The sequence below is a fragment of the Kluyvera sichuanensis genome, assembly GCF_040930405.1.
Classification (GTDB): domain Bacteria; phylum Pseudomonadota; class Gammaproteobacteria; order Enterobacterales; family Enterobacteriaceae; genus Kluyvera; species Kluyvera sichuanensis.
The window spans coordinates 4,669,440-4,688,271 of the sequence record NZ_CP162271.1 but is presented as its reverse complement, the minus strand read 5'-3'; the positions used below and the strand labels follow the sequence as shown (position 1 = coordinate 4,688,271).

Below are 18,832 nucleotides of genomic sequence, written 5' to 3'. Positions count from 1 at the left end.
TTACCGCTAAGCAGTATCTTTCAAGACGGGCGCATGCCCGTCTTGTCATTTATGCAAGCACCTGATTCAATAGCCCCTCTGGTCTACCCTTTATAGAGGAATTACTATGCGTGCTTTACCGGTCTGTTTATTAGCGCTCCTGTTAGGTGGCTGTTCCATGCTAAACAGATCTCCTGTTGAACCTATTCAAAGCACTGCGACCCCCGCAAAAACGGAGACCGCGAAACCTAAAGCGCCCCGCGCTACGCCGGTGAGAATTATCACCAACGCTGAAGATCTGGTCGGTAAACCATTCCGCGATCTGGGCGAAGTCTCCGGTGATTCATGCCAGGCCACTAATCAGGATTCACCACCGAATATTCCAACTGCACGCAAACGCATGCAGATTAACGCCTCTAAAATGAAAGCCAATGCGGTGCTGCTGCACAGCTGCGAAGTCACCAGCGGTGCGCCTGGCTGCTACCGTCAGGCAGTATGCGTCGGTTCAGCCCTTAACGTCAGCGCACAATGAGCCCATTCGTTTTTGAACAAATAGGCGTTATCCGTTCTCCTTATAAAGAGAAGTTTGCCGTACCTCGCCAGCCGGGGCTGGTCAAAAGCTGCAGCGGTGAGCTGCACCTGCTGCCCCCCTACAACCAGGCCGATGCCGTACGCGGCCTGGAAGCGTTCAGCCATCTGTGGGTGCTGTTCGTTTTCCATCAGACGATGGAAGGCGGCTGGCGCCCCACGGTACGACCGCCTCGCCTCGGCGGAAATGCACGGATGGGTGTATTCGCCACCCGCTCAACCTTCCGTCCGAACCCTATCGGAATGTCGCTGGTTGAGCTGCGCAGCGTTCGCTGCCAGAAAGAACACGTGATTCTTGAACTCGGCGGGCTCGATTTAGTGGACGGTACACCGGTAGTCGATATTAAACCCTACCTGCCGTTCGCCGAGTCGCTTCCTGACGCGCGCGCCAGCTACGCTCAGGATGCGCCGCAGGCCGATGTTGAGGTCACTTTCAGCGATGAGATTGCCCAGCAGCTTATCGGTCTGGAAAAACGCTATCCGCATTTACGTCGTTTTATTGCCGAAGTGCTGGCCCAGGACCCGCGTCCGGCCTATCGTAAGAACGAGGAAGAGGGAAAAACCTACGCCGTCTGGCTGCTGGACTTTAACGTCCGCTGGCGCGTAACACCGTCAGGATTTGAGGTCTTTGCCCTGGAAGCCCGGTAATTTCGCCGCGCTCTCTTTTGACATCCCTTTCTCGCTGGTAAACTAAATCACTTTTGTTTTTGTGCCAGGCTCGACTTGAGCCTGTTCGATCGTTCAACTGGAACCGTAACAACATGCGTACTAGCCAATACCTGCTCTCCACTCTGAAGGAGACACCTGCCGACGCCGAGGTTATCAGCCACCAGCTGATGCTGCGCGCCGGGATGATCCGCAAGCTGGCCTCCGGGTTATACACCTGGCTGCCGACCGGCGTGCGCGTCCTGAAAAAAGTCGAAAACATCGTGCGTGAAGAGATGAACAACGCCGGTGCGATCGAGGTGTTAATGCCGGTAGTTCAGCCTTCTGAACTGTGGGAAGAGAGCGGCCGTTGGGAACAGTACGGCCCGGAACTTCTGCGTATTGCAGACCGTGGCGATCGTTCATTCGTACTGGGTCCAACCCACGAAGAAGTTATCACCGACCTGATTCGTAACGAGCTGAGCTCTTACAAACAGCTGCCGCTGAACTTCTATCAGATCCAGACCAAATTCCGTGACGAAGTGCGTCCACGCTTTGGCGTGATGCGTTCCCGCGAGTTCCTGATGAAAGATGCTTACTCTTTCCATACCTCTCAGGAATCCCTGCAGGAAACCTACGACGCGATGTATGCGGCCTACAGCAAGATCTTCAGCCGTATGGGTCTGGATTTCCGTGCAGTACAGGCTGATACCGGTTCTATTGGCGGCAGCGCTTCCCACGAATTCCAGGTACTGGCGCAGAGCGGCGAAGACGATGTGATCTTCTCTGACTCTTCCGACTTCGCGGCAAACATCGAGTTTGCTGAAGCCGTGGCACCGAAAGAACCTCGCGCAGCGGCTACCCAGGAAATGACCCTGGTCGATACGCCAAACGCGAAAACCATCGCTGAGCTGGTTGAGCAGTTCAATCTGCCAATCGAGAAGACCGTGAAAACGCTGCTGGTGAAAGCAGTTGAAGGCAGCAAGTCTCCGCTGGTTGCCCTGCTGGTTCGCGGCGATCACGAACTGAACGAAGTGAAAGCGGAAAAACTGCCACAGGTAGCCAGCCCGCTGACCTTCGCCACAGAAGAAGAGATTCGTGCACTGGTGAAAGCCGGTCCAGGCTCTCTCGGCCCAATCAACATGCCGATTCCGGTCATTATCGACCGTACCGTTGCCGTGATGAGCGATTTCGCGGCTGGCGCTAACATCGACGGTAAACACTACTTCGGTATCAACTGGGATCGCGACGTTGCGACGCCAGAAGTCGCTGACATTCGTAACGTCGTTGCCGGTGACCCAAGCCCAGACGGTAAAGGTACGCTGCTGATTAAACGCGGTATCGAAGTGGGCCACATCTTCCAGTTGGGTACCAAGTACTCCGAAGCGATGAAAGCCTCCGTACAGGGCGAAGACGGCCGTAACCAGACCCTGACCATGGGCTGCTACGGTATCGGTGTGACTCGTGTGGTTGCCGCTGCTATTGAGCAGAACTTTGACGACCGCGGTATCGTATGGCCAGACGCCATTGCGCCGTTCCAGGTTGCCATTCTGCCAATGAACATGCACAAGTCCTACCGCGTTCAGGAGCTGGCTGAGAAGCTGTACGCTGAGCTGCGCGCGCAGGGTATCGAAGTGCTGATGGACGACCGTAAAGAGCGTCCAGGCGTGATGTTCGCCGATATGGAGCTGATCGGTATTCCTCATACCATCGTGCTGGGCGACCGTAACCTCGACAACGACGATATCGAATACAAATACCGTCGTAACGGCGAGAAGCAGCTGATTAAAACCGGCGACATCGTGGATTATCTGGTCAGCGCTATTAAAGGTTAGTAACGCTTTCTGACCGCAAAAAAAGCCTCGCATCCCGCGAGGCTTTTTATTATCCCCATCCGCCGGAACGACTACGCATGCCGTCCTGGTTTGTCCAGAAAGCTTCCACGATCAATTTTTCCAACATGAATAGCATTCTGAATATTGCTCCCCATCAATAACCCTACATGAGTAATGGTCTCCCGCAGGAATTAACCTTATAATCTTCATCCCTTTTCATGTCTTAAGTTTAAGCTGGAGGATACATGGAGCTCAGCCGGAGGCAGTTCTTTCGAATCTGCGCGGGCGGTATGGCAGGAACCACTGTTGCATCTCTCGGATTTTTATCATCTTTTTCCGTTCACGCGGAAACCCGTCAATACAAACTCTTAAAAGCCAAAGAGACGCGTAATAACTGTACTTACTGCTCAGTTGGCTGCGGCATGCTGATGTACAGCCTTGGCGATTCAGCCAAAAACGTTAAAGAAAGCATCTATCACATTGAAGGCGATCCCGATCATCCGGTAAGCCGCGGATCGTTATGCCCGAAAGGCGCAGGCGTGCTGGATTACATTCATAGCGAAACACGCCTGCAATATCCCGAATACCGCGCGCCAGGGTCAGATAAATGGCAGCGTATCAGCTGGGATGAGGCCATTAATCGCATTGCGCGATTAATGAAAGACGATCGTGACGCTAACTTTATTGAGAAAAACGCCCAAGGCTTGACCGTCAACCGCTGGACGACGACCGGTATGCTGTGCTCCTCGGCAGCGAGTAATGAAACCGGGATTCTGGACGGTAAATTCACCCGTAGCCTCGGGATGGTAGCTATCGACTGCCAGGCACGCCTGTGCCACGGGCCAACCGTCTCAGCGCTGGCTCCGACCTTTGGGCGCGGTGCAATGACCAACAACTGGGTGGATATTAAAAACGCCAACGTGGTGCTCATTATGGGCGGTAACGCCGCAGAAGCCCATCCAGTCGGTTTTAAATGGGTCATTGAAGCGCAAACCAAAAACGATGCTACCGTGGTCGTGGTCGACCCACGCTTCAACCGCAGCGCCGCCGTCGCCGATCTGTATGCGCCTATTCGCGCCGGTTCCGACACAGCATTCCTGCTCGGAGTGATCCGCTACCTGCTGGAAAACAACCGCGTGCAGCACGAATACGTACGCCACTACACTAACGCCAGCCTGATTATCCGTGATGATTATCAGTTCAACGACGGCTTGTTCAGTGGCTATGACGACAAAAAACGTCAGTATGATAAGACAAGCTGGTTTTATCAGCTTGACGAACAAGGCCACGCCCTTCGGGATGAAACGCTAAGCCACCCACGCTGCGTGTGGAATTTGCTCAAAAACCACGTCGAACGCTATACCCCGGAGATGGTCAACCGTCTGTGTGGGACATCCGTGGCGGATTTCACGCGTATCTGTGACATTCTCGCCAGCACCAGCGTACCTGACCGTACTGCAACAATCCTGTACGCATTGGGCTGGACGCACCACTCCGCCGGAGCACAGATCATCCGCGCCGCCGCCATGCTACAGCTACTTTTAGGCAATATCGGCATGGCGGGCGGTGGCGTTAATGCTCTACGCGGCCACTCGAATATTCAGGGGTATACGGACCTTGGCCTGCTGTCGACGAATCTGCCAGGTTATATGCCATTGCCATCGGAGAAACAGCCGGACTACCAGACCTATATATCTCAAATTACCCCACCAGCGCTGGGAGTGAATGAAGTCAACTACTGGCAAAATACGCCAAAGTTCTTCGTCAGCATGATGAAAAGTTTCTGGGGTGACCATGCCACGGCGGAGAATAACTGGGGCTACGACTGGCTGCCAAAATGGGATCGTCTATACGACGTGATGACCCAGGCCGAGTTGATGCTGGAAGGTAAGATTAACGGTTACATCGTACAGGGGTTCAACCCTCTGGCGGCGTTCCCGGATAAAAATAAATCATCCCGCGCCCTCGCCAAACTCAAGTATATGGTGGTTATCGATCCGCTGGCGACCGAGTCCTCCAACTTCTGGCAGCACCACGGCGAGATGAATGATGTGAAGCCGGAAGCGATCCAGACTGAAATCTTCCGCCTACCGTCCTCATGTTTTGCTGAAGAAGATGGTTCTATCGCCAACTCAGGTCGCTGGTTACAGTGGCACTGGGCAGCGGCAGAGCCGCCGGGCGAAGCGCTGCACGACGCGAAAATTCTCGGTCGATTGTATATGCGCTTGCGTGAGCTTTATCAGCAGGAAGGTGGTGCTAATCCCGAACCGCTGCTGAATATGCGCTGGGACTATAAAGATCCGTACGATCCACACCCGGAAGAAATTGCCCGTAAAAGTAACGGCATGGCGCTGGCTGATCTTTATGACGACAAAGGGCAACTTATCGCCAAAAAAGGTCAACAGCTCAGCAGCTTTGCGCAGCTTCGCGATGACGGCTCAACCAGTAGTTTCTGTTGGGTGTACTGCGGAAGTTGGACGGAACAAGGCAACCAAATGGCCAACCGCGATAACAGCGACCCGTATGGACTGGGTTGTACACCGGGCTGGGCGTGGTCATGGCCAGCGAATCGCCGCATTCTCTACAATCGCGCCTCCGCAGACCCGTCAGGTAAACCATGGGACGCCAAACGTGCACTGATGCATTGGGATGGTAAAAAATGGGCGGGCATGGACGTGGCCGATTACAGCCAGGCCGCACCGGGCAGCAACGTCGGGCCATTTATCATGAATCAGGAAGGCGTCGCACGTCTGTTCTCGATTGACAAAATGAATGACGGGCCGTTCCCGGAACACTACGAACCGATTGAATCACCCATTGGTACCAACCCCCTTCATCCTGATGTGATCTCCAGCCCGGTGGCGCGTATCTATCATGATGATATCGCCAATATGGGCAAAGCAGATGCCTTCCCCTATGTCGCCACCACGTATTCCATTACCGAATTATTCCGCCACTGGACGAAGCACGCGTTGCTGAATGCCATCGCCCAGCCTGACCAATTCATCGAGATCGGTGAAGCGCTGGCGAGTCAAAAAGGTATTGAGGCAGGTGACACGGTCAAAGTGATGTCGAAGCGCGGTTATATCAAAGCAAAAGCGGTAGTCACCAAACGCCTGCAAACGCTGACGATAGACGGCAGAGCGGTAGATACCATCGGCATTCCTTGCCACTGGGGATTCGAAGGTGCTACCCGTAAGGGTTTCCTCGCCAACACGTTGACCCCATCGGTAGGCGATGCCAACTCGCAAACGCCGGAATATAAAGCGTTTCTGGTCAATATCGAGCGCGTGTAAGGAAGGGAATCATGTCTATGCAATCACAAGATATTATCAAACGCTCGGCAACCAACAGCATTACGCCGCCGCCTCAGGCCAGGGATTACCGTGCTGAAGTAGCAAAACTGATTGATGTCTCGACCTGTATTGGCTGTAAAGGCTGTCAGGTTGCCTGCTCAGAGTGGAACGACATTCGCGATGAAGTGGGCTACTGCAACGGTGTCTACGACAATCCGACCGATCTCAGCGCCAAGGCCTGGACGGTAATGCGCTTTAGTGAAACCACCCAGAATGACAAACTGGAGTGGCTTATCCGCAAAGATGGCTGTATGCACTGCGCCGATCCCGGCTGCCTGAAAGCTTGCCCATCTGCCGGAGCGGTTATTCAATACGCCAACGGTATTGTCGATTTCCAGTCTGAACACTGTATTGGTTGCGGCTACTGTATTGCGGGATGTCCATTCAATATCCCACGGTTGAATCCTGAGGATAACCGTGTCTACAAGTGCACGCTTTGCGTTGATAGGGTCAGCGTGGGTCAGGAACCGGCCTGTGTAAAAACCTGTCCGACCGGAGCTATTCAGTTTGGCACGAAAAAAGAGATGCTGAATGCGGCGGAGGCCCGCGTAATGCAGCTTAAAAAACGTGGTTACGCCCACGCGGGCGTATACAACCCGAAGGGGGTTGGCGGCACCCACGTCATGTACGTACTGCATCATGCAGACCAGCCGTCGCTGTACCACAACCTGCCGGACGATCCAAAAATCGCCACGCCGGTGAACCTGTGGAAAGGGATCCTCAAACCACTCTCCGCCGCCGGATTTATCGTCACCTTTGCCGGGCTTATTTACCACTACGTGGGCATTGGACCAAACAAAGAGACAGATGATGATGAAGAGGAGAATGGTCATGAGTAAAAGCAAAATGATTTTGCGCACCCGATTCATCGATCGGGCCTGTCACTGGACGGTCGTGATCAGTTTCTTCCTGGTGTCACTTTCCGGTATTGCGCTTTTCTTCCCGACGCTGCAATGGCTTACCGAAACCTTTGGTACACCTCAGATGGGACGGATTCTCCATCCGTTCTTTGGGGTGATGATCTTCGTCGTATTGATATTTATGTTTGTTCGTTTTGTACACCACAATATTCCCGATAAACAGGATCTTCCCTGGATTAAGGGTATCGTTGAGGTACTGAAGGGAAATGAGCATAAAGTCGCGGATGTCGGCAAATATAACGCCGGACAGAAAATGATGTTCTGGAGCATCATGAGCCTGATCTTCGTGTTATTAGTCACCGGCGTGATTATGTGGCGGCCTTATTTCGCGCACTATTTTCCGATTACCGTAGTACGCTGGAGCCTGCTTATCCATGCGACTGCCGCTATCGTGCTGATCCACGCCATTCTGATACATATGTATATGGCCTTCTGGGTAAAAGGATCCATCGAAGGCATGATTGCCGGCAAGGTCAGCCGACGCTGGGCGAAAAAACATCATCCGCGCTGGTATCGTGAGATTGAGGCTGCTGAGCAAGAGACGCAAAACCAAAAAATGTCATAGCCTGCCATATATACCGCACCTTTACAGGTGCGGTTTTCTTTTACTATGCCCCTCGTGCACAGCGAGCCGGAACTTTTTTAGATAGCGTTAATTTGCACAACCTTTACCCGCGACAAACTTCGCGTTTTTATCGGTCGCCAGCGTTTTCACCATCGCACCGGTATCCGGATTCGGTTCAACGGTAAAGTGCCCATCCACCACCAGCAGAATCGGCTTGCTGTCGCTGCCCTGTGCGGCGGCGTAATCACGTTCCAGCTGCGCGTTATTGGCTACCGCCACGCGCTGACCGGTAGCACAATCGGTGAAGGTGGCCGCATCGGCCATATAGAAGTACATTCCGCGCATCGCCATCGGCGTGGTTGGTAGGCTCGCTTTCACCGGTTCCAGCGTGTAGTTAAGCTTTGACTCGATCGGATTACCTTCGCGGTCAAGCATCTCCAGCTTTTCGCCCTTCGCGCGATAGTAAGACTTCTCGCCTTCGCTGTCGGTCAGCACCAGCTTATCGGCGGTGCGCGCCCAGGTACCGTAAGAACCAAACGAAGATGGCTCACGACTCACGCCCTGGTAGCGTTCGTTCATCACCCAAGTACCGTCTTTCTCAAGGAACAGCGAGGTTTCAATACCTTCGCAGTCGGCGCAAGGGATAACGCCACGCCAGCTTTGCTGCATCGGCGTTAATTCAGCCGCTTGAGTCGGTTTTAGCGTATTCACTTCCGAATGGTTGCATCCGAAAAGCCCAAACAGCATCCCCGTGGCCGCAATGGCCAATATCGCTTTTTTCACCCTCAATTCCTTATTCTTATTACATCCACGTCCGGCTTAATAGCGAACTTTACCGCGCAAGTTTTTCACTGAAGATTTTTGCGCTTTCGACGTTAGCCGCCGCTCCTTCGATGCCCGGGTTGGGCGCGTTGGTCGTCGGCTTTTTTGTTCTGCGGTCAGCGTCTGGATAACCGAAACCAGGCGAGCTATCGCCGCTTCACGGTTCATTTCCTGACTGCGGTACTCCTGCGCCTTAATAATAATCACACCATCGGCAGAAATTAAGTGGTGGCTGGCTTCGAGCAGGCGCTCTTTATAATACTCTGGCAGGCTGGAGGCCCGGATGTCAAAACGCAGGTGAATTGCCGTTGAGGTCTTATTCACGTGCTGACCGCCCGCCCCCTGCGCCCGGATGGCGGTAATCGTCAACTCCGTGTCCGGAATACTCACCTGCCGGGAGATGACAATCATGCCGGCAGTTGCCACGGCGTCAGATGAATTTCCAGATTATTCTGAGCGTCAGAAAGCCAGATCGCGCCTTCCTGAATCGTCGCCTGTAGCGTCATAGTACGTTCGGCAAAGGCGCTCAGCTTCGCCAACTGTTCGTCGTCGAGGTACCAGACCGTCAGGTTTTTAAAGCCCGCCATCTTGTTCTGGTTCTGCTGCCACCAGATTTCCGCAGCACGACTATTGTAGGTGAACAACGCCACCTCCTGAGACAAACTGCAGGCTTTTTTAATCCGACGATCGTCCGGCAGACCCAGTTCAATCCACAGATCGATGCCAAGGTGATCGTTACGTAACCACACTTCCGGCTCGTCTTCAGAAGAGAGCCCACGGGTAAACTGCAGACGTTCATTCGCGTACTTAATCCACGCCAGCAGGCGCAGCATCATACGCTCCTGGGTTTCGGAAGGATGGCGAGCCAGCGTTAACGACGCGTCCAGAAACTGGTTGCGGTCGAGATCCGCGACATTCACCACCGCTTTATAAATTGTTGCTTTCAGCGCCATGACTTCACTCCTGCGAAAAATGGGGCTCATTGTAGCGAAATCAGGGCCAAAAGGCTGTCCTGAATTGCATCCGCCGTCACTCATCCCGCTGATAATGCTTAAATGAGTATGATATAGTCACCTTGCTAAACAGAGATTATCTTCATAGGCTTATTGAAGCGCAGACAGGAGGGCACGTGGGCAACTATTGTGAGTTGATTCGTCAACGCTACGCAGAGATTGCGAGCGGTGATTTGGGGTATATCCCGGATGCGCTAGGTTGTGTACTGAAAGTGTTGAACGATGTTGCGGCGGATAATGCCATTTCCGAATCAATCAGGGAAAAAGCCGCATATGCGGCGGCAAACTTACTGGTGAGCGATTATGTCGATGAATGATACTTATCAACCCATCAATTGTGATGACTATGACAATCTTGAGCTCGCCTGCCAGCACCACCTCGTCCTGTCACTGGAGCTGAAAGACGGCGAAGTGCTGCAAGCCAAGGCTCATGATCTGTTATCGCGTAAGAACGTGGAATATCTGGTCGTCGATAGCGCGGGTGAACTGCGCGAACTGCGCCTCGACCGTATTACCAGCTTCAGCCACCCCGAAATCGGGACGGTGGTCGTTAGCGAATCATGATTCAATCACGGGCGGCGTCGCTGCCCGTTTTATCCCACCTCAGCGCTATGCCCTTACCTGCTTCACACGCCCCGTCGACCGTCACAAAGACACCGGCAGCCGCAATAAGCGTTTCACCATAAAACAACAACGGCGTGGTATCGCGCAGCCAGGGCGGCACGCCCAGTTCCTGCCAGATTTTCTTTAGCTTACGGCCGCCGTGGCGCCCGACAATATGCAGCATCCCAGGCGCTTTAAACCGCACGGAAACCGGTTCATCTGCCTGCGGTGGGCGAATATCGCCTCCGGCGATGCAGTGCAGCTCACCGAGTTCCCCCGGCAGCGCCAGCGGCATTGTTCGGTCAGCCCATTCCAGAACCGATTCCGTTTGCCCCTCAAGCGCCTTCACCCACCACAGCTGCTGCTGATAGCGGCGAATCTCGAAGTTGCCCAGACGCAGGCAAGGCGTCGCGTCTTCCCGCGCCAGCGCTACCTCCTGCCATACCCGCGCGAGCATCTCACGCGAAGGCATCGGCGCACCGTGCCACGCCAGCCAGCGGCGCAAAATCGCCGCCCGTTTTGGCGCGCTCATTGCCATCATCGGTTCGATGGTCAACGTCCCGGCATCCGTACGCAGCCGAGCAAGCTCATCCGCCAGAAGTTCATCCAGCAACTGTTCCTGTTCACCGCAGAGCGCCGCGCTTCTGGCCGCCGCTTCGCCAAAGTGGGGCCAGCGGCCATTGAGTAACGGCAGGACGCGTAGACGCAGGAAATTGCGGTCGTAGGCGTCGTCCTGATTGCTCTCATCCTCAATCCACGTCAGCGCATGCGTCTGTGCCCACTGCAGCAACGCCGCACGCGTTTCCTGTAGCAACGGGCGAATGAGCTGCGTATCGCCAAACGCCATATGCGTTGGCATCGCCGAAAGTCCGGCGGGCCCGCTGCCGCGTTTAAGCGCTAACAGCAGGGTTTCACTTTGATCGTCCAGATGCTGTGCAGTGACCAACACTTCGCCCGGCATAAGCACCTCGCGAAACGCCTGATAGCGCGCGGTTCTGGCTTCCGCTTCCAGCCCAATGCCACTCTGCGCCAGTGTCACCCGCTCCACCACCAGCGGCACCTGCCATTGCGCGCAGACCTGCTGACAGTGTTTTACCCAGCTATCGGCGTTCTGGCTAATACCGTGGTGAATATGGATCGCGCGCAGCGATACCGTTGGCTCCTGCCGTCGCCAGCAGACCAATTGGTGCAACAGCACCGTTGAGTCGAGGCCACCGCTGAACGCCACCAGAAACTGGCGGTGCGGTGAGAGTCGTTGCGCGATCGAAGATGATGTCATAGCGATATCGTAATGGGAGATATAGCCCGGCACGTTACCGGGCCGGGCGCTCAGTGGCAAGCCTTACTGCTGGTAGAACTCCAGCGGCAGACCGTCTGGATCATTGAAAAAGGTAAAACGCTTATCGGTAAACGGGTCGATACGGATCTCTTCACAAGCCACGCCGTGCGCCTCAAGGTGCGCCACCGCCGCATCAATGTCATCGACGCTAAACGCCAGATGACGCAGACCGCAGGCTTCCGGACGGCTTGGACGCGCTGGCGGAAACGGGAAGGAGAACAGCTCAATCACATACTGCCCGTTTAGCGCCAGGTCGCCTTTCCATGAATCACGCGCTTCCCGATACGCTTCGCTTTGCAGCGTAAAGCCCAGAATGTCGCAGTAGAAGGACTTACTCTTAGCGTAATCGGCCGCAATAATGGCAATGTGATGAATCTGCTTTAATCCCAACATCGTTTGTCTCCGTTAACCGTTTATCAGCACGTTACTCGCGCTGGACGTTATCACGCAACCCCTCAATGGTTTTTTAGGACTCTCACACGGTAGACGCCATTTTCATCGCGTTTTGCACCGTGAATATCGGTCTCAAAGCCAGGATAATGTCGCCCAACGGAGCAGAGCATCAGCAGGAAATCGAGTACCGAACGGCTCTCTTCGGTGATCATCTCACCCGGCATCAATAGCGGTACGCCCGGCGGATACGGCAGGATCATATTGGCCGAGACGCGCCCCACCAGATCTTCCAGCGCTACCGTTTCCACCTCGCCTTTGATCTGTTTCTGCCACGCCCGATGCGGGGTGAGCTTCATCTCCGGCAGCACGTCAAAGGCACGCAGCATCAAACGCGGGAGATCGTGCTGGCGAATCAGGCGGTGGATCCCCTGCGCCAGATCCTGAATACGCATATTGCGATAGAAGTCCGGGTCTTCGGCGTAGAGATCCGGCAGCATATTTTTGACCCGCAGGTTAAGATCGTAGGCGCGCTTAAACTCGGTGAGCCCACGCAGCAGCCCCATCGCGCGAGTTTTATCGATCCCAATGCTAAATAAGAACAGCAGGTTGTACGGCCCGGTTTTTTCCACCACTACGCCGTGCTCATCGAGGTATTTCGCCACCAGCGCGGCGGGGATCCCTTCGTCGCTCATATTGCCTTGTTCATCCATCCCTGGCGTCAGGATCGTCACCTTCACCGGGTCGAGGAACATATGATCGGCGTCAGCATCGCTAAAGCCGTGCCATTCTTCACCAGGTGACACCGGCCAGCATTCTGCTTCGTCGATGGCTTCCGGCTGCCAGATATCAAAGAACCAGCTGTCCGACTCTTCGCGCAGGCGCTGAACCTCTTTACGAAAATGCAGCGCGCGTTCCACCGATCGGTTGATCAGTCGTTTACCGGGGTTACCGCGCAGCATGGCCGCCGCCGTCTCTATCGAGGCAACGATCGGATAGCTTGGCGAAGTGGAAGTGTGCATCATAAAGGCTTCGTTGAAGGTGTCTTCGTCGTAGTCACCCTTAATGTGGATTAAAGAGGCCTGTGACAGCGCCGCCAGCATCTTGTGCGTGGACTGGGTTTCGAAGAAAACCTTGCCCGGCACCCGCTCGCCGCTCATGCCGCTTTTGCCCTGATAGATCGGGTGGAAATGGGTATAGGGCACCCAGGCCGAGTCGAAGTGAATCGACGGTACATCCAGCGTCTGTTTAATCCAGTTGGTGTTATACAGCAGGCCGTCGTAGGTGGAGTTGGTGATCACCGCGTGCACCGGCCACTCGGCGCCATCGGTGCTGTTCACCTTCTGCTGCAGGCTGTCGCGGGTAAACTCGCGCTTCGGAATGCCGCCAAGGATCCCCAGCGCATTGCGCGTCGGCTTCAGCCATAGCGGCACAACGTCGTTCATCATCAGCAGATGCGCCAGCGACTTGTGGCAGTTACGGTCAATCAGCAGCGTACTACCGCTCGGCGCGGCGTACATGCCGACAATTTTGTTCGAGGTTGAGGTACCGTTGGTCACCATATAGCTCTGCTCGGCGCCAAAGGTGCGGGCGATATACTCTTCGGCTTCAAGGTGCGGCCCGGTATGATCCAGCAGTGAGCCCAGTTCGGTGACAGAAATCGACACGTCAGCCTTCAGGGTATTGGCACCGAAGAAATCATAGAACAGGCAGCCCACCGGGCTTTTCTGGTAGGCCGTCCCGCCCATATGCCCCGGCGTACAGAAAGTGTACTTACCTTCTGTAACATAGGTAAACAGCGCTTTGGTGAACGGCGGCGTGATGTTATCGAGGTATTCGTCGGTGTACTGCCGAATGCGCGTGGCGATATCGTCGGCCTGACCCAGCGCATACTCAAAGAACCACAGCGCCATGCGCATGTCGTGTGCGCTAACGTCCATCGTCGAGTGGTTATTGATAAAAGCGTAGAGCGGTAGATATTCATTAAGCTGATTGATCTCGCCGCAGAGATCAACGCTGTATTCGTCCCAGTCAAAAATCACCCCACAGATACGCGGGTTGTGCTCAATAAACTTCAGCAGGTCGGCACTGTTCTGTGGCCAGATAATTTTGAAGCCTTGCGCCAGCAGCGCACCTTCCAGCTCCTTAATCGGTTCGTCTTTGTAGTAAACGCCGTGCGGGCCCATAATGGCGATAATATTCATGCGTTCCTCCTGGAAATCCTTTACCCATCATAGCGCAGGTAGAACGCAGACAATAAAAAAGGGCCACAAACTGTGGCCCTTTTCAGCAAGGTCTTAACGAAATCGTTAGGCGTAGCCGTAGCTCATCAGGCGCTGATAGCGACGGTTCAGCAGATCTTCTTTGCTCAGCACGTCGAGATCCGCAAGGTCAGCCAGCAGCTGTGCCTTCAGGGATGCCGCCATTACCTCTGGGTTACGGTGTGCGCCGCCCAGCGGTTCTGGAACGATAGAGTCGATAAGCTTCAGCTCTTTCAGACGCGGCGCAACGATGCCCATAGCTTCTGCTGCCAGCGGTGCTTTGTCGGCGCTCTTCCACAGAATGGACGCACAGCCTTCCGGAGAGATAACGGAATAGGTGCTGTACTGCAGCATATTCACTTTATCGCCCACACCGATAGCCAGCGCGCCGCCGGAGCCGCCTTCGCCGATAACGGTACAGATAACCGGTACGCTCAGACGAGACATTTCACGCAGGTTGCGTGCGATAGCTTCGGACTGACCGCGCTCTTCTGCGCCCACGCCAGGGTAAGCACCCGGGGTGTCGATGAAGGTAATGATAGGCATGTTGAAGCGCTCTGCCATCTCCATCAGACGCAGGGCTTTACGGTAGCCTTCAGGTGCCGGCATACCGAAGTTACGGCGAATCTTCTCTTTGGTTTCGCGACCTTTCTGATGACCAATAATCATCACCGGACGACCGTCCAGACGTGCGATACCGCCAACGATAGCTTTATCGTCAGCATAGGCGCGATCGCCCGCCAGTTCGTCAAATTCATCAAACGCCAGGCGGACATAATCCAGGGTGTACGGGCGCTGCGGATGGCGCGCCAGTTGGGCTACCTGCCATGCGCCGAGATCGGCAAAGATTTTGCGCGTCAGCTCTACGCTTTTTTCACGCAGACGATGCACTTCTTCGTCGATATTAATATCCAGTTTCTCATCCTGACGGCTAACCGCAGTCAGAGAATCGATTTTCGCTTCCAGCTCTGCAATCGGCTGTTCAAAATCAAGGAAATTCAGACTCATAGTATTCCTGTATTAGTCAAACTCCAGTTCCACCTGCTCCGAACCGATGAGGCCACGCAGATCGTTGAGTAAACGATCGCTCGGAGAGACACGCCAGGTTGCACCGAAACGCAACCGCGCACGTGCATCCGCCCTCTGATAGTAGAGATGTACTGGAATGGTTCCCGAACGATGGGGTTCCAGAGACTGACGGAGTCGGTTTAAAAGCTGGTCATCAATTTGCCTGTCCGTCAGCGAGATAGCAAGCCCGCGAGCGTATTTTTCCCGGGCTTCGTCAATGTCCATCACTTCGCGGGCCATCATTTTAAGGCCGCCGCTGAAGTCATCAAAGCTGACCTGTCCGCTGACGATAAGTATGCGGTCGTTTTCCAGCAGATGCTGGTATTTTTCCAGGGCTTCGGTGAATAACATCACTTCTAGCCGTCCGGATCGGTCATCCAGGGTGCAGATACCGATACGATTGCCTCTCTTGGTGACCATAACCCTTGAAGCAATCACGAGCCCCGCAGCCGTGGTCACTTTACCACGTTCTGTCGGATGCATGTCTTTCAGGCGATAGCCGCCGACATAGCGCTCAATTTCTTTGAGATACTGGTTAATCGGATGACCCGTTAAGTATAAGCCTAACGTTTCCCGCTCACCTTCCAGTACCGTGTGTTCAGGCCAAGGTTGGCAGTTCGCATAGGACTGCTCAATTTGCTCTGGCTCTTCGGCCAACACGCCGAACATATCCGCCTGACCAATGGCTTCCGCTTTCGCGTGCTGGTCAGCTGCTTTTAACGCATCGCCCAGCGAATTCATCAGCGCGGCGCGGTGTGGGCCAAGGCGGTCGAACGCCCCGGACATAATCAATTTTTCCAGCACCCGGCGGTTGAGCTTTTTGGTATCGGTGCGCGCACAAAGGTCAAACAGCTCGCGGAAGTAGCCGCCGTTATTACGCGCTTCGATGATCGCTTCAATTGGGCCTTCACCCACGCCCTTAATCGCGCCGATACCATACACGATTTCCCCGTCATGATTAACGTGGAAATGATATAAACCGGAATTGATATCCGGCGGCAGGATTTTTAGCCCCATTCGCCAGCATTCATCCACCAGACCAACCACCTTCTCGGTGTTATCCATATCGGCGGTCATTACCGCTGCCATAAACTCAGCGGGATAGTGCGCTTTCAGCCACAGCGTCTGATAGGAGACTAAAGCATACGCAGCGGAGTGCGATTTGTTAAACCCGTAACCGGCGAATTTCTCTACCAGGTCGAAGATTTTCATCGCCAGTTCGCCGTCAACGCCGCGACTTTTCGCCCCTTCTTCAAAGGTGCCGCGCTGCTTGGCCATCTCTTCCGGCTTTTTCTTACCCATTGCACGACGCAGCATATCCGCGCCGCCGAGGGTATAGCCGGAAAGCTCCTGGGCAATCTGCATGACCTGTTCCTGATACAGGATGATGCCATACGTGGGTTCCAGCACCGGCTTCAGGCATTCATGCTGCCACTGCACGTCCGGGTAAGAGATCTCTTCACGCCCGTGTTTACGGTCGATAAAGTTATCTACCATCCCCGACTGCAGCGGACCCGGGCGGAACAGGGCCACCAGTGCGATCATATCTTCGAAGCAGTCAGGCTGCAGACGTTTAATCAGGTCTTTCATGCCGCGGGATTCAAGCTGGAAGACCGCGGTGGTCTCCGAGCGCTGCAGCATATCAAAGCTTTTCTTATCGTCGAGCGGAATAGCCGCGATATCCAGCGGCGGCTCGCCGTTACGCTCACGCCGGGCGTTGATCATCTCCAGCGCCCAGTTGATGATGGTGAGCGTACGCAGGCCGAGGAAGTCGAACTTCACCAGCCCGGCGTATTCGACGTCGTTCTTATCAAACTGGGTAACCGGGTGCAGACCCTGCTCATCGCAGTACAGCGGCGCAAAGTCGGTAATTTTGGTCGGTGCGATCACCACGCCACCGGCGTGTTTACCGGCGTTTCGGGTGACACCTTCCAGCTTACGCGCCATATCAATCAGCGCGCGAACCTCTTCATCCGCCTCGTAAATTTCCGGCAGCTGCGGTTCAGCTTCAAAAGCTTTCGCCAGCGTCATTCCCGGATCGGGCGGCACCAGCTTCGAGATACGGTCAACAAAGCCGTACGGGTGGCCCAGAACGCGGCCTACGTCGCGGATAACCGCTTTCGCCGCCATAGTACCGAAGGTGATGATCTGCGATACCGCATCACGGCCGTACATTTCCGCCACGTGTTCGATAACCTGGTCACGTTTCTCCATACAGAAGTCGACGTCGAAGTCGGGCATCGAGACACGCTCCGGGTTAAGGAAGCGTTCGAACAGCAGGTCAAACTCCAGCGGATCGAGGTCGGTAATTTTCAGCGCATAGGCCACTAAAGAACCGGCACCGGAACCACGCCCCGGCCCAACCGGCACGCCGTTATCTTTCGACCACTGGATAAATTCCATCACGATCAGGAAGTAGCCGGGGAAGCCCATCTGGTTGATAACTTTAAGTTCTATCTCCAGACGTTCATCGTACGGCGGGCGCTTCTCTTCGCGCACTTTCGGATCGGGGAACAGAAATGCCAGACGCTCTTCCAGGCCCTCGCGTGATTTGACGACGAGGAAGTCCTCAGTGGTCATATCGCCGGTCGGGAACTGCGGCAGGAAGTACTCGCCCAGACGCACCGTGACGTTACAACGTTTGGCGATTTCAACGGTGTTTTCCAGCGCTTCTGGGATGTCTGAGAACAGCTCGCACATCTCGTCTTCGCTGCGCATATACTGTTGCGCAGAGTAGTTACGCGGACGTTTCGGATCGTCGAGGGTAAAACCATCGTGGATGGCGACGCGGATTTCGTGCGCATCGAAGTCGCCCGGCTCGAGGAAGCGCACATCGTTGGTCGCCACCACCGGCAGGCCGCGCGTTTCCGCCAGCTCTACCGCCGCATGCAGGTAAGATTCTTCATCCTGGCGGCCGGTACGAATCAGCTCGAGGAAATAGCAGTTTGGGAAATGTTCTTCATAAAAATCAACGCACTGATCCACCAACGCCATATTACCGCGCAGCAGGCCGCGTCCGACGTCGCCCATACGGCCGCCAGAGAGCAAAATCAGCCCCTCTTTCAGCTCAACCAGCCAGTCACGATCGATGATCGGACCCGCCGCACCGTAGCCGCGCTGGTAGGCTTTGGAGATCAGCAGCGTCAGGTTCTGGTAGCCAGTATTATTGGCCGCCAGCACCGTTAAATGGGTAAGTTCGTCGCCGAACAGCTCGCTCTGCACGTTAAAATCCGCGCCAACGATCGGCTTGATCCCGGCACCGTGGCCCGCTCCGTAGAACTTCACCAGGCCGCACAGGTTAGTAAAATCGGTGATCGCCAGCGCAGGCATGCCAAGCGCGGCCGCCTTTTTCACCAGCGGCCCGGTTTTTGCCAGCCCATCGATCATGGAGTAGTCGCTATGCACCCGCAGGTGCACGAAACGTGGTTCAGCCATCTTTAGATTCCGG

16 protein-coding genes are annotated in these 18,832 nt (G+C 54.9%); 8 read left to right on the top strand and 8 right to left on the bottom strand.

Annotated features, from left to right (window positions below):
* Positions 1–106: 106 nt before the first annotated feature.
* The 6 genes from rcsF to fdnI all read left to right on the top strand — a co-directional run bounded on the left by rcsF (position 107) and on the right by fdnI (position 7,888).
* On the top strand, positions 107–511 hold the full coding sequence (gene rcsF, locus AB2B48_RS22285; protein ID WP_185669203.1) for an Rcs stress response system protein RcsF: 405 nt from the start codon (positions 107–109) through the stop codon (positions 509–511).
* Positions 508–1,215 carry a tRNA (N6-threonylcarbamoyladenosine(37)-N6)-methyltransferase TrmO gene (gene tsaA / locus AB2B48_RS22280; RefSeq protein WP_368300253.1) on the top strand — a complete coding sequence of 236 codons (708 nt, stop codon included), beginning with the start codon at positions 508–510 and terminating at the stop codon, positions 1,213–1,215. Before rcsF ends, tsaA begins: the two co-directional genes overlap by 4 nt.
* Before the next feature lie 113 nt (positions 1,216–1,328).
* The gene (gene proS, locus AB2B48_RS22275) at positions 1,329–3,047 is read left to right on the top strand and encodes a proline--tRNA ligase (RefSeq protein WP_368300251.1); all 1,719 of its coding nucleotides are present in this window, start codon (positions 1,329–1,331) and stop codon (positions 3,045–3,047) included.
* A gap of 245 nt (positions 3,048–3,292) precedes the next feature.
* On the top strand, positions 3,293–6,343 hold the full coding sequence (gene fdnG / locus AB2B48_RS22270; RefSeq protein ID WP_368300250.1) for a formate dehydrogenase-N subunit alpha: 3,051 nt from the start codon (positions 3,293–3,295) through the stop codon (positions 6,341–6,343).
* Between the two features lie 11 nt (positions 6,344–6,354).
* On the top strand, positions 6,355–7,242 hold the full coding sequence (gene fdxH / locus AB2B48_RS22265; RefSeq protein WP_368300249.1) for a formate dehydrogenase subunit beta: 888 nt from the start codon (positions 6,355–6,357) through the stop codon (positions 7,240–7,242).
* Complete coding sequence (gene fdnI / locus AB2B48_RS22260) at positions 7,235–7,888, top strand: formate dehydrogenase-N subunit gamma (RefSeq protein ID WP_368300248.1); 654 nt, start codon at positions 7,235–7,237, stop codon at positions 7,886–7,888. Before fdxH ends, fdnI begins: the two co-directional genes overlap by 8 nt.
* A gap of 87 nt (positions 7,889–7,975) precedes the next feature.
* Here the strand turns inward: fdnI and nlpE are convergent, their stop codons facing one another.
* The 3 genes from nlpE to AB2B48_RS22245 are packed head-to-tail and all read right to left on the bottom strand — an operon-like array spanning position 7,976 to position 9,663.
* Complete coding sequence (gene nlpE / locus AB2B48_RS22255; protein ID WP_368300247.1) at positions 7,976–8,671, bottom strand: envelope stress response activation lipoprotein NlpE; 696 nt, start codon at positions 8,669–8,671, stop codon at positions 7,976–7,978.
* 36 nt (positions 8,672–8,707) lie between these two features.
* Positions 8,708–9,121, bottom strand: coding sequence for an alternative ribosome rescue aminoacyl-tRNA hydrolase ArfB (gene arfB, locus AB2B48_RS22250; RefSeq protein WP_185669207.1), 414 nt, complete (start codon positions 9,119–9,121; stop codon positions 8,708–8,710).
* Positions 9,118–9,663, bottom strand: a complete 546-nt coding sequence (locus AB2B48_RS22245) for a YaeQ family protein (RefSeq protein ID WP_333011671.1) — start codon at positions 9,661–9,663, stop codon at positions 9,118–9,120. The genes arfB and AB2B48_RS22245 overlap by 4 nt, the downstream gene beginning before the upstream one ends.
* Positions 9,664–9,839: 176 nt before the next feature.
* Here AB2B48_RS22245 and AB2B48_RS22240 point away from each other — a divergent pair, with 176 nt between their 5' ends.
* Positions 9,840–10,040 (top strand): YaeP family protein, encoded by a 201-nt coding sequence (locus AB2B48_RS22240; protein WP_035891979.1) that lies wholly within the window; start codon positions 9,840–9,842, stop codon positions 10,038–10,040.
* Positions 10,027–10,287 carry a Rho-binding antiterminator gene (rof, locus tag AB2B48_RS22235; RefSeq protein ID WP_035891978.1) on the top strand — a complete coding sequence of 87 codons (261 nt, stop codon included), beginning with the start codon at positions 10,027–10,029 and terminating at the stop codon, positions 10,285–10,287. Before AB2B48_RS22240 ends, rof begins: the two co-directional genes overlap by 14 nt.
* Before the next feature lies 1 nt (position 10,288).
* Here the strand turns inward: rof and tilS are convergent, their stop codons facing one another.
* From tilS to dnaE, 5 genes are all read right to left on the bottom strand, one after another.
* On the bottom strand, positions 10,289–11,605 hold the full coding sequence (gene tilS, locus AB2B48_RS22230; protein ID WP_368300246.1) for a tRNA lysidine(34) synthetase TilS: 1,317 nt from the start codon (positions 11,603–11,605) through the stop codon (positions 10,289–10,291).
* 63 nt (positions 11,606–11,668) lie between these two features.
* The gene (locus AB2B48_RS22225) at positions 11,669–12,058 is read right to left on the bottom strand and encodes a VOC family protein (RefSeq protein ID WP_368300245.1); all 390 of its coding nucleotides are present in this window, start codon (positions 12,056–12,058) and stop codon (positions 11,669–11,671) included.
* Between the two features lie 62 nt (positions 12,059–12,120).
* On the bottom strand, positions 12,121–14,259 hold the full coding sequence (gene ldcC, locus AB2B48_RS22220) for a lysine decarboxylase LdcC (protein WP_333011667.1): 2,139 nt from the start codon (positions 14,257–14,259) through the stop codon (positions 12,121–12,123).
* Between the two features lie 105 nt (positions 14,260–14,364).
* A complete protein-coding gene (accA, locus tag AB2B48_RS22215) occupies positions 14,365–15,324 on the bottom strand; it encodes an acetyl-CoA carboxylase carboxyl transferase subunit alpha (protein WP_220440826.1) in 960 nt (319 codons plus the stop codon).
* A 12-nt stretch (positions 15,325–15,336) separates the two neighbouring features.
* The gene (gene dnaE / locus AB2B48_RS22210) at positions 15,337–18,819 is read right to left on the bottom strand and encodes a DNA polymerase III subunit alpha (protein ID WP_368300244.1); all 3,483 of its coding nucleotides are present in this window, start codon (positions 18,817–18,819) and stop codon (positions 15,337–15,339) included.
* Between the last annotated feature and the right edge of the window lie 13 nt (positions 18,820–18,832).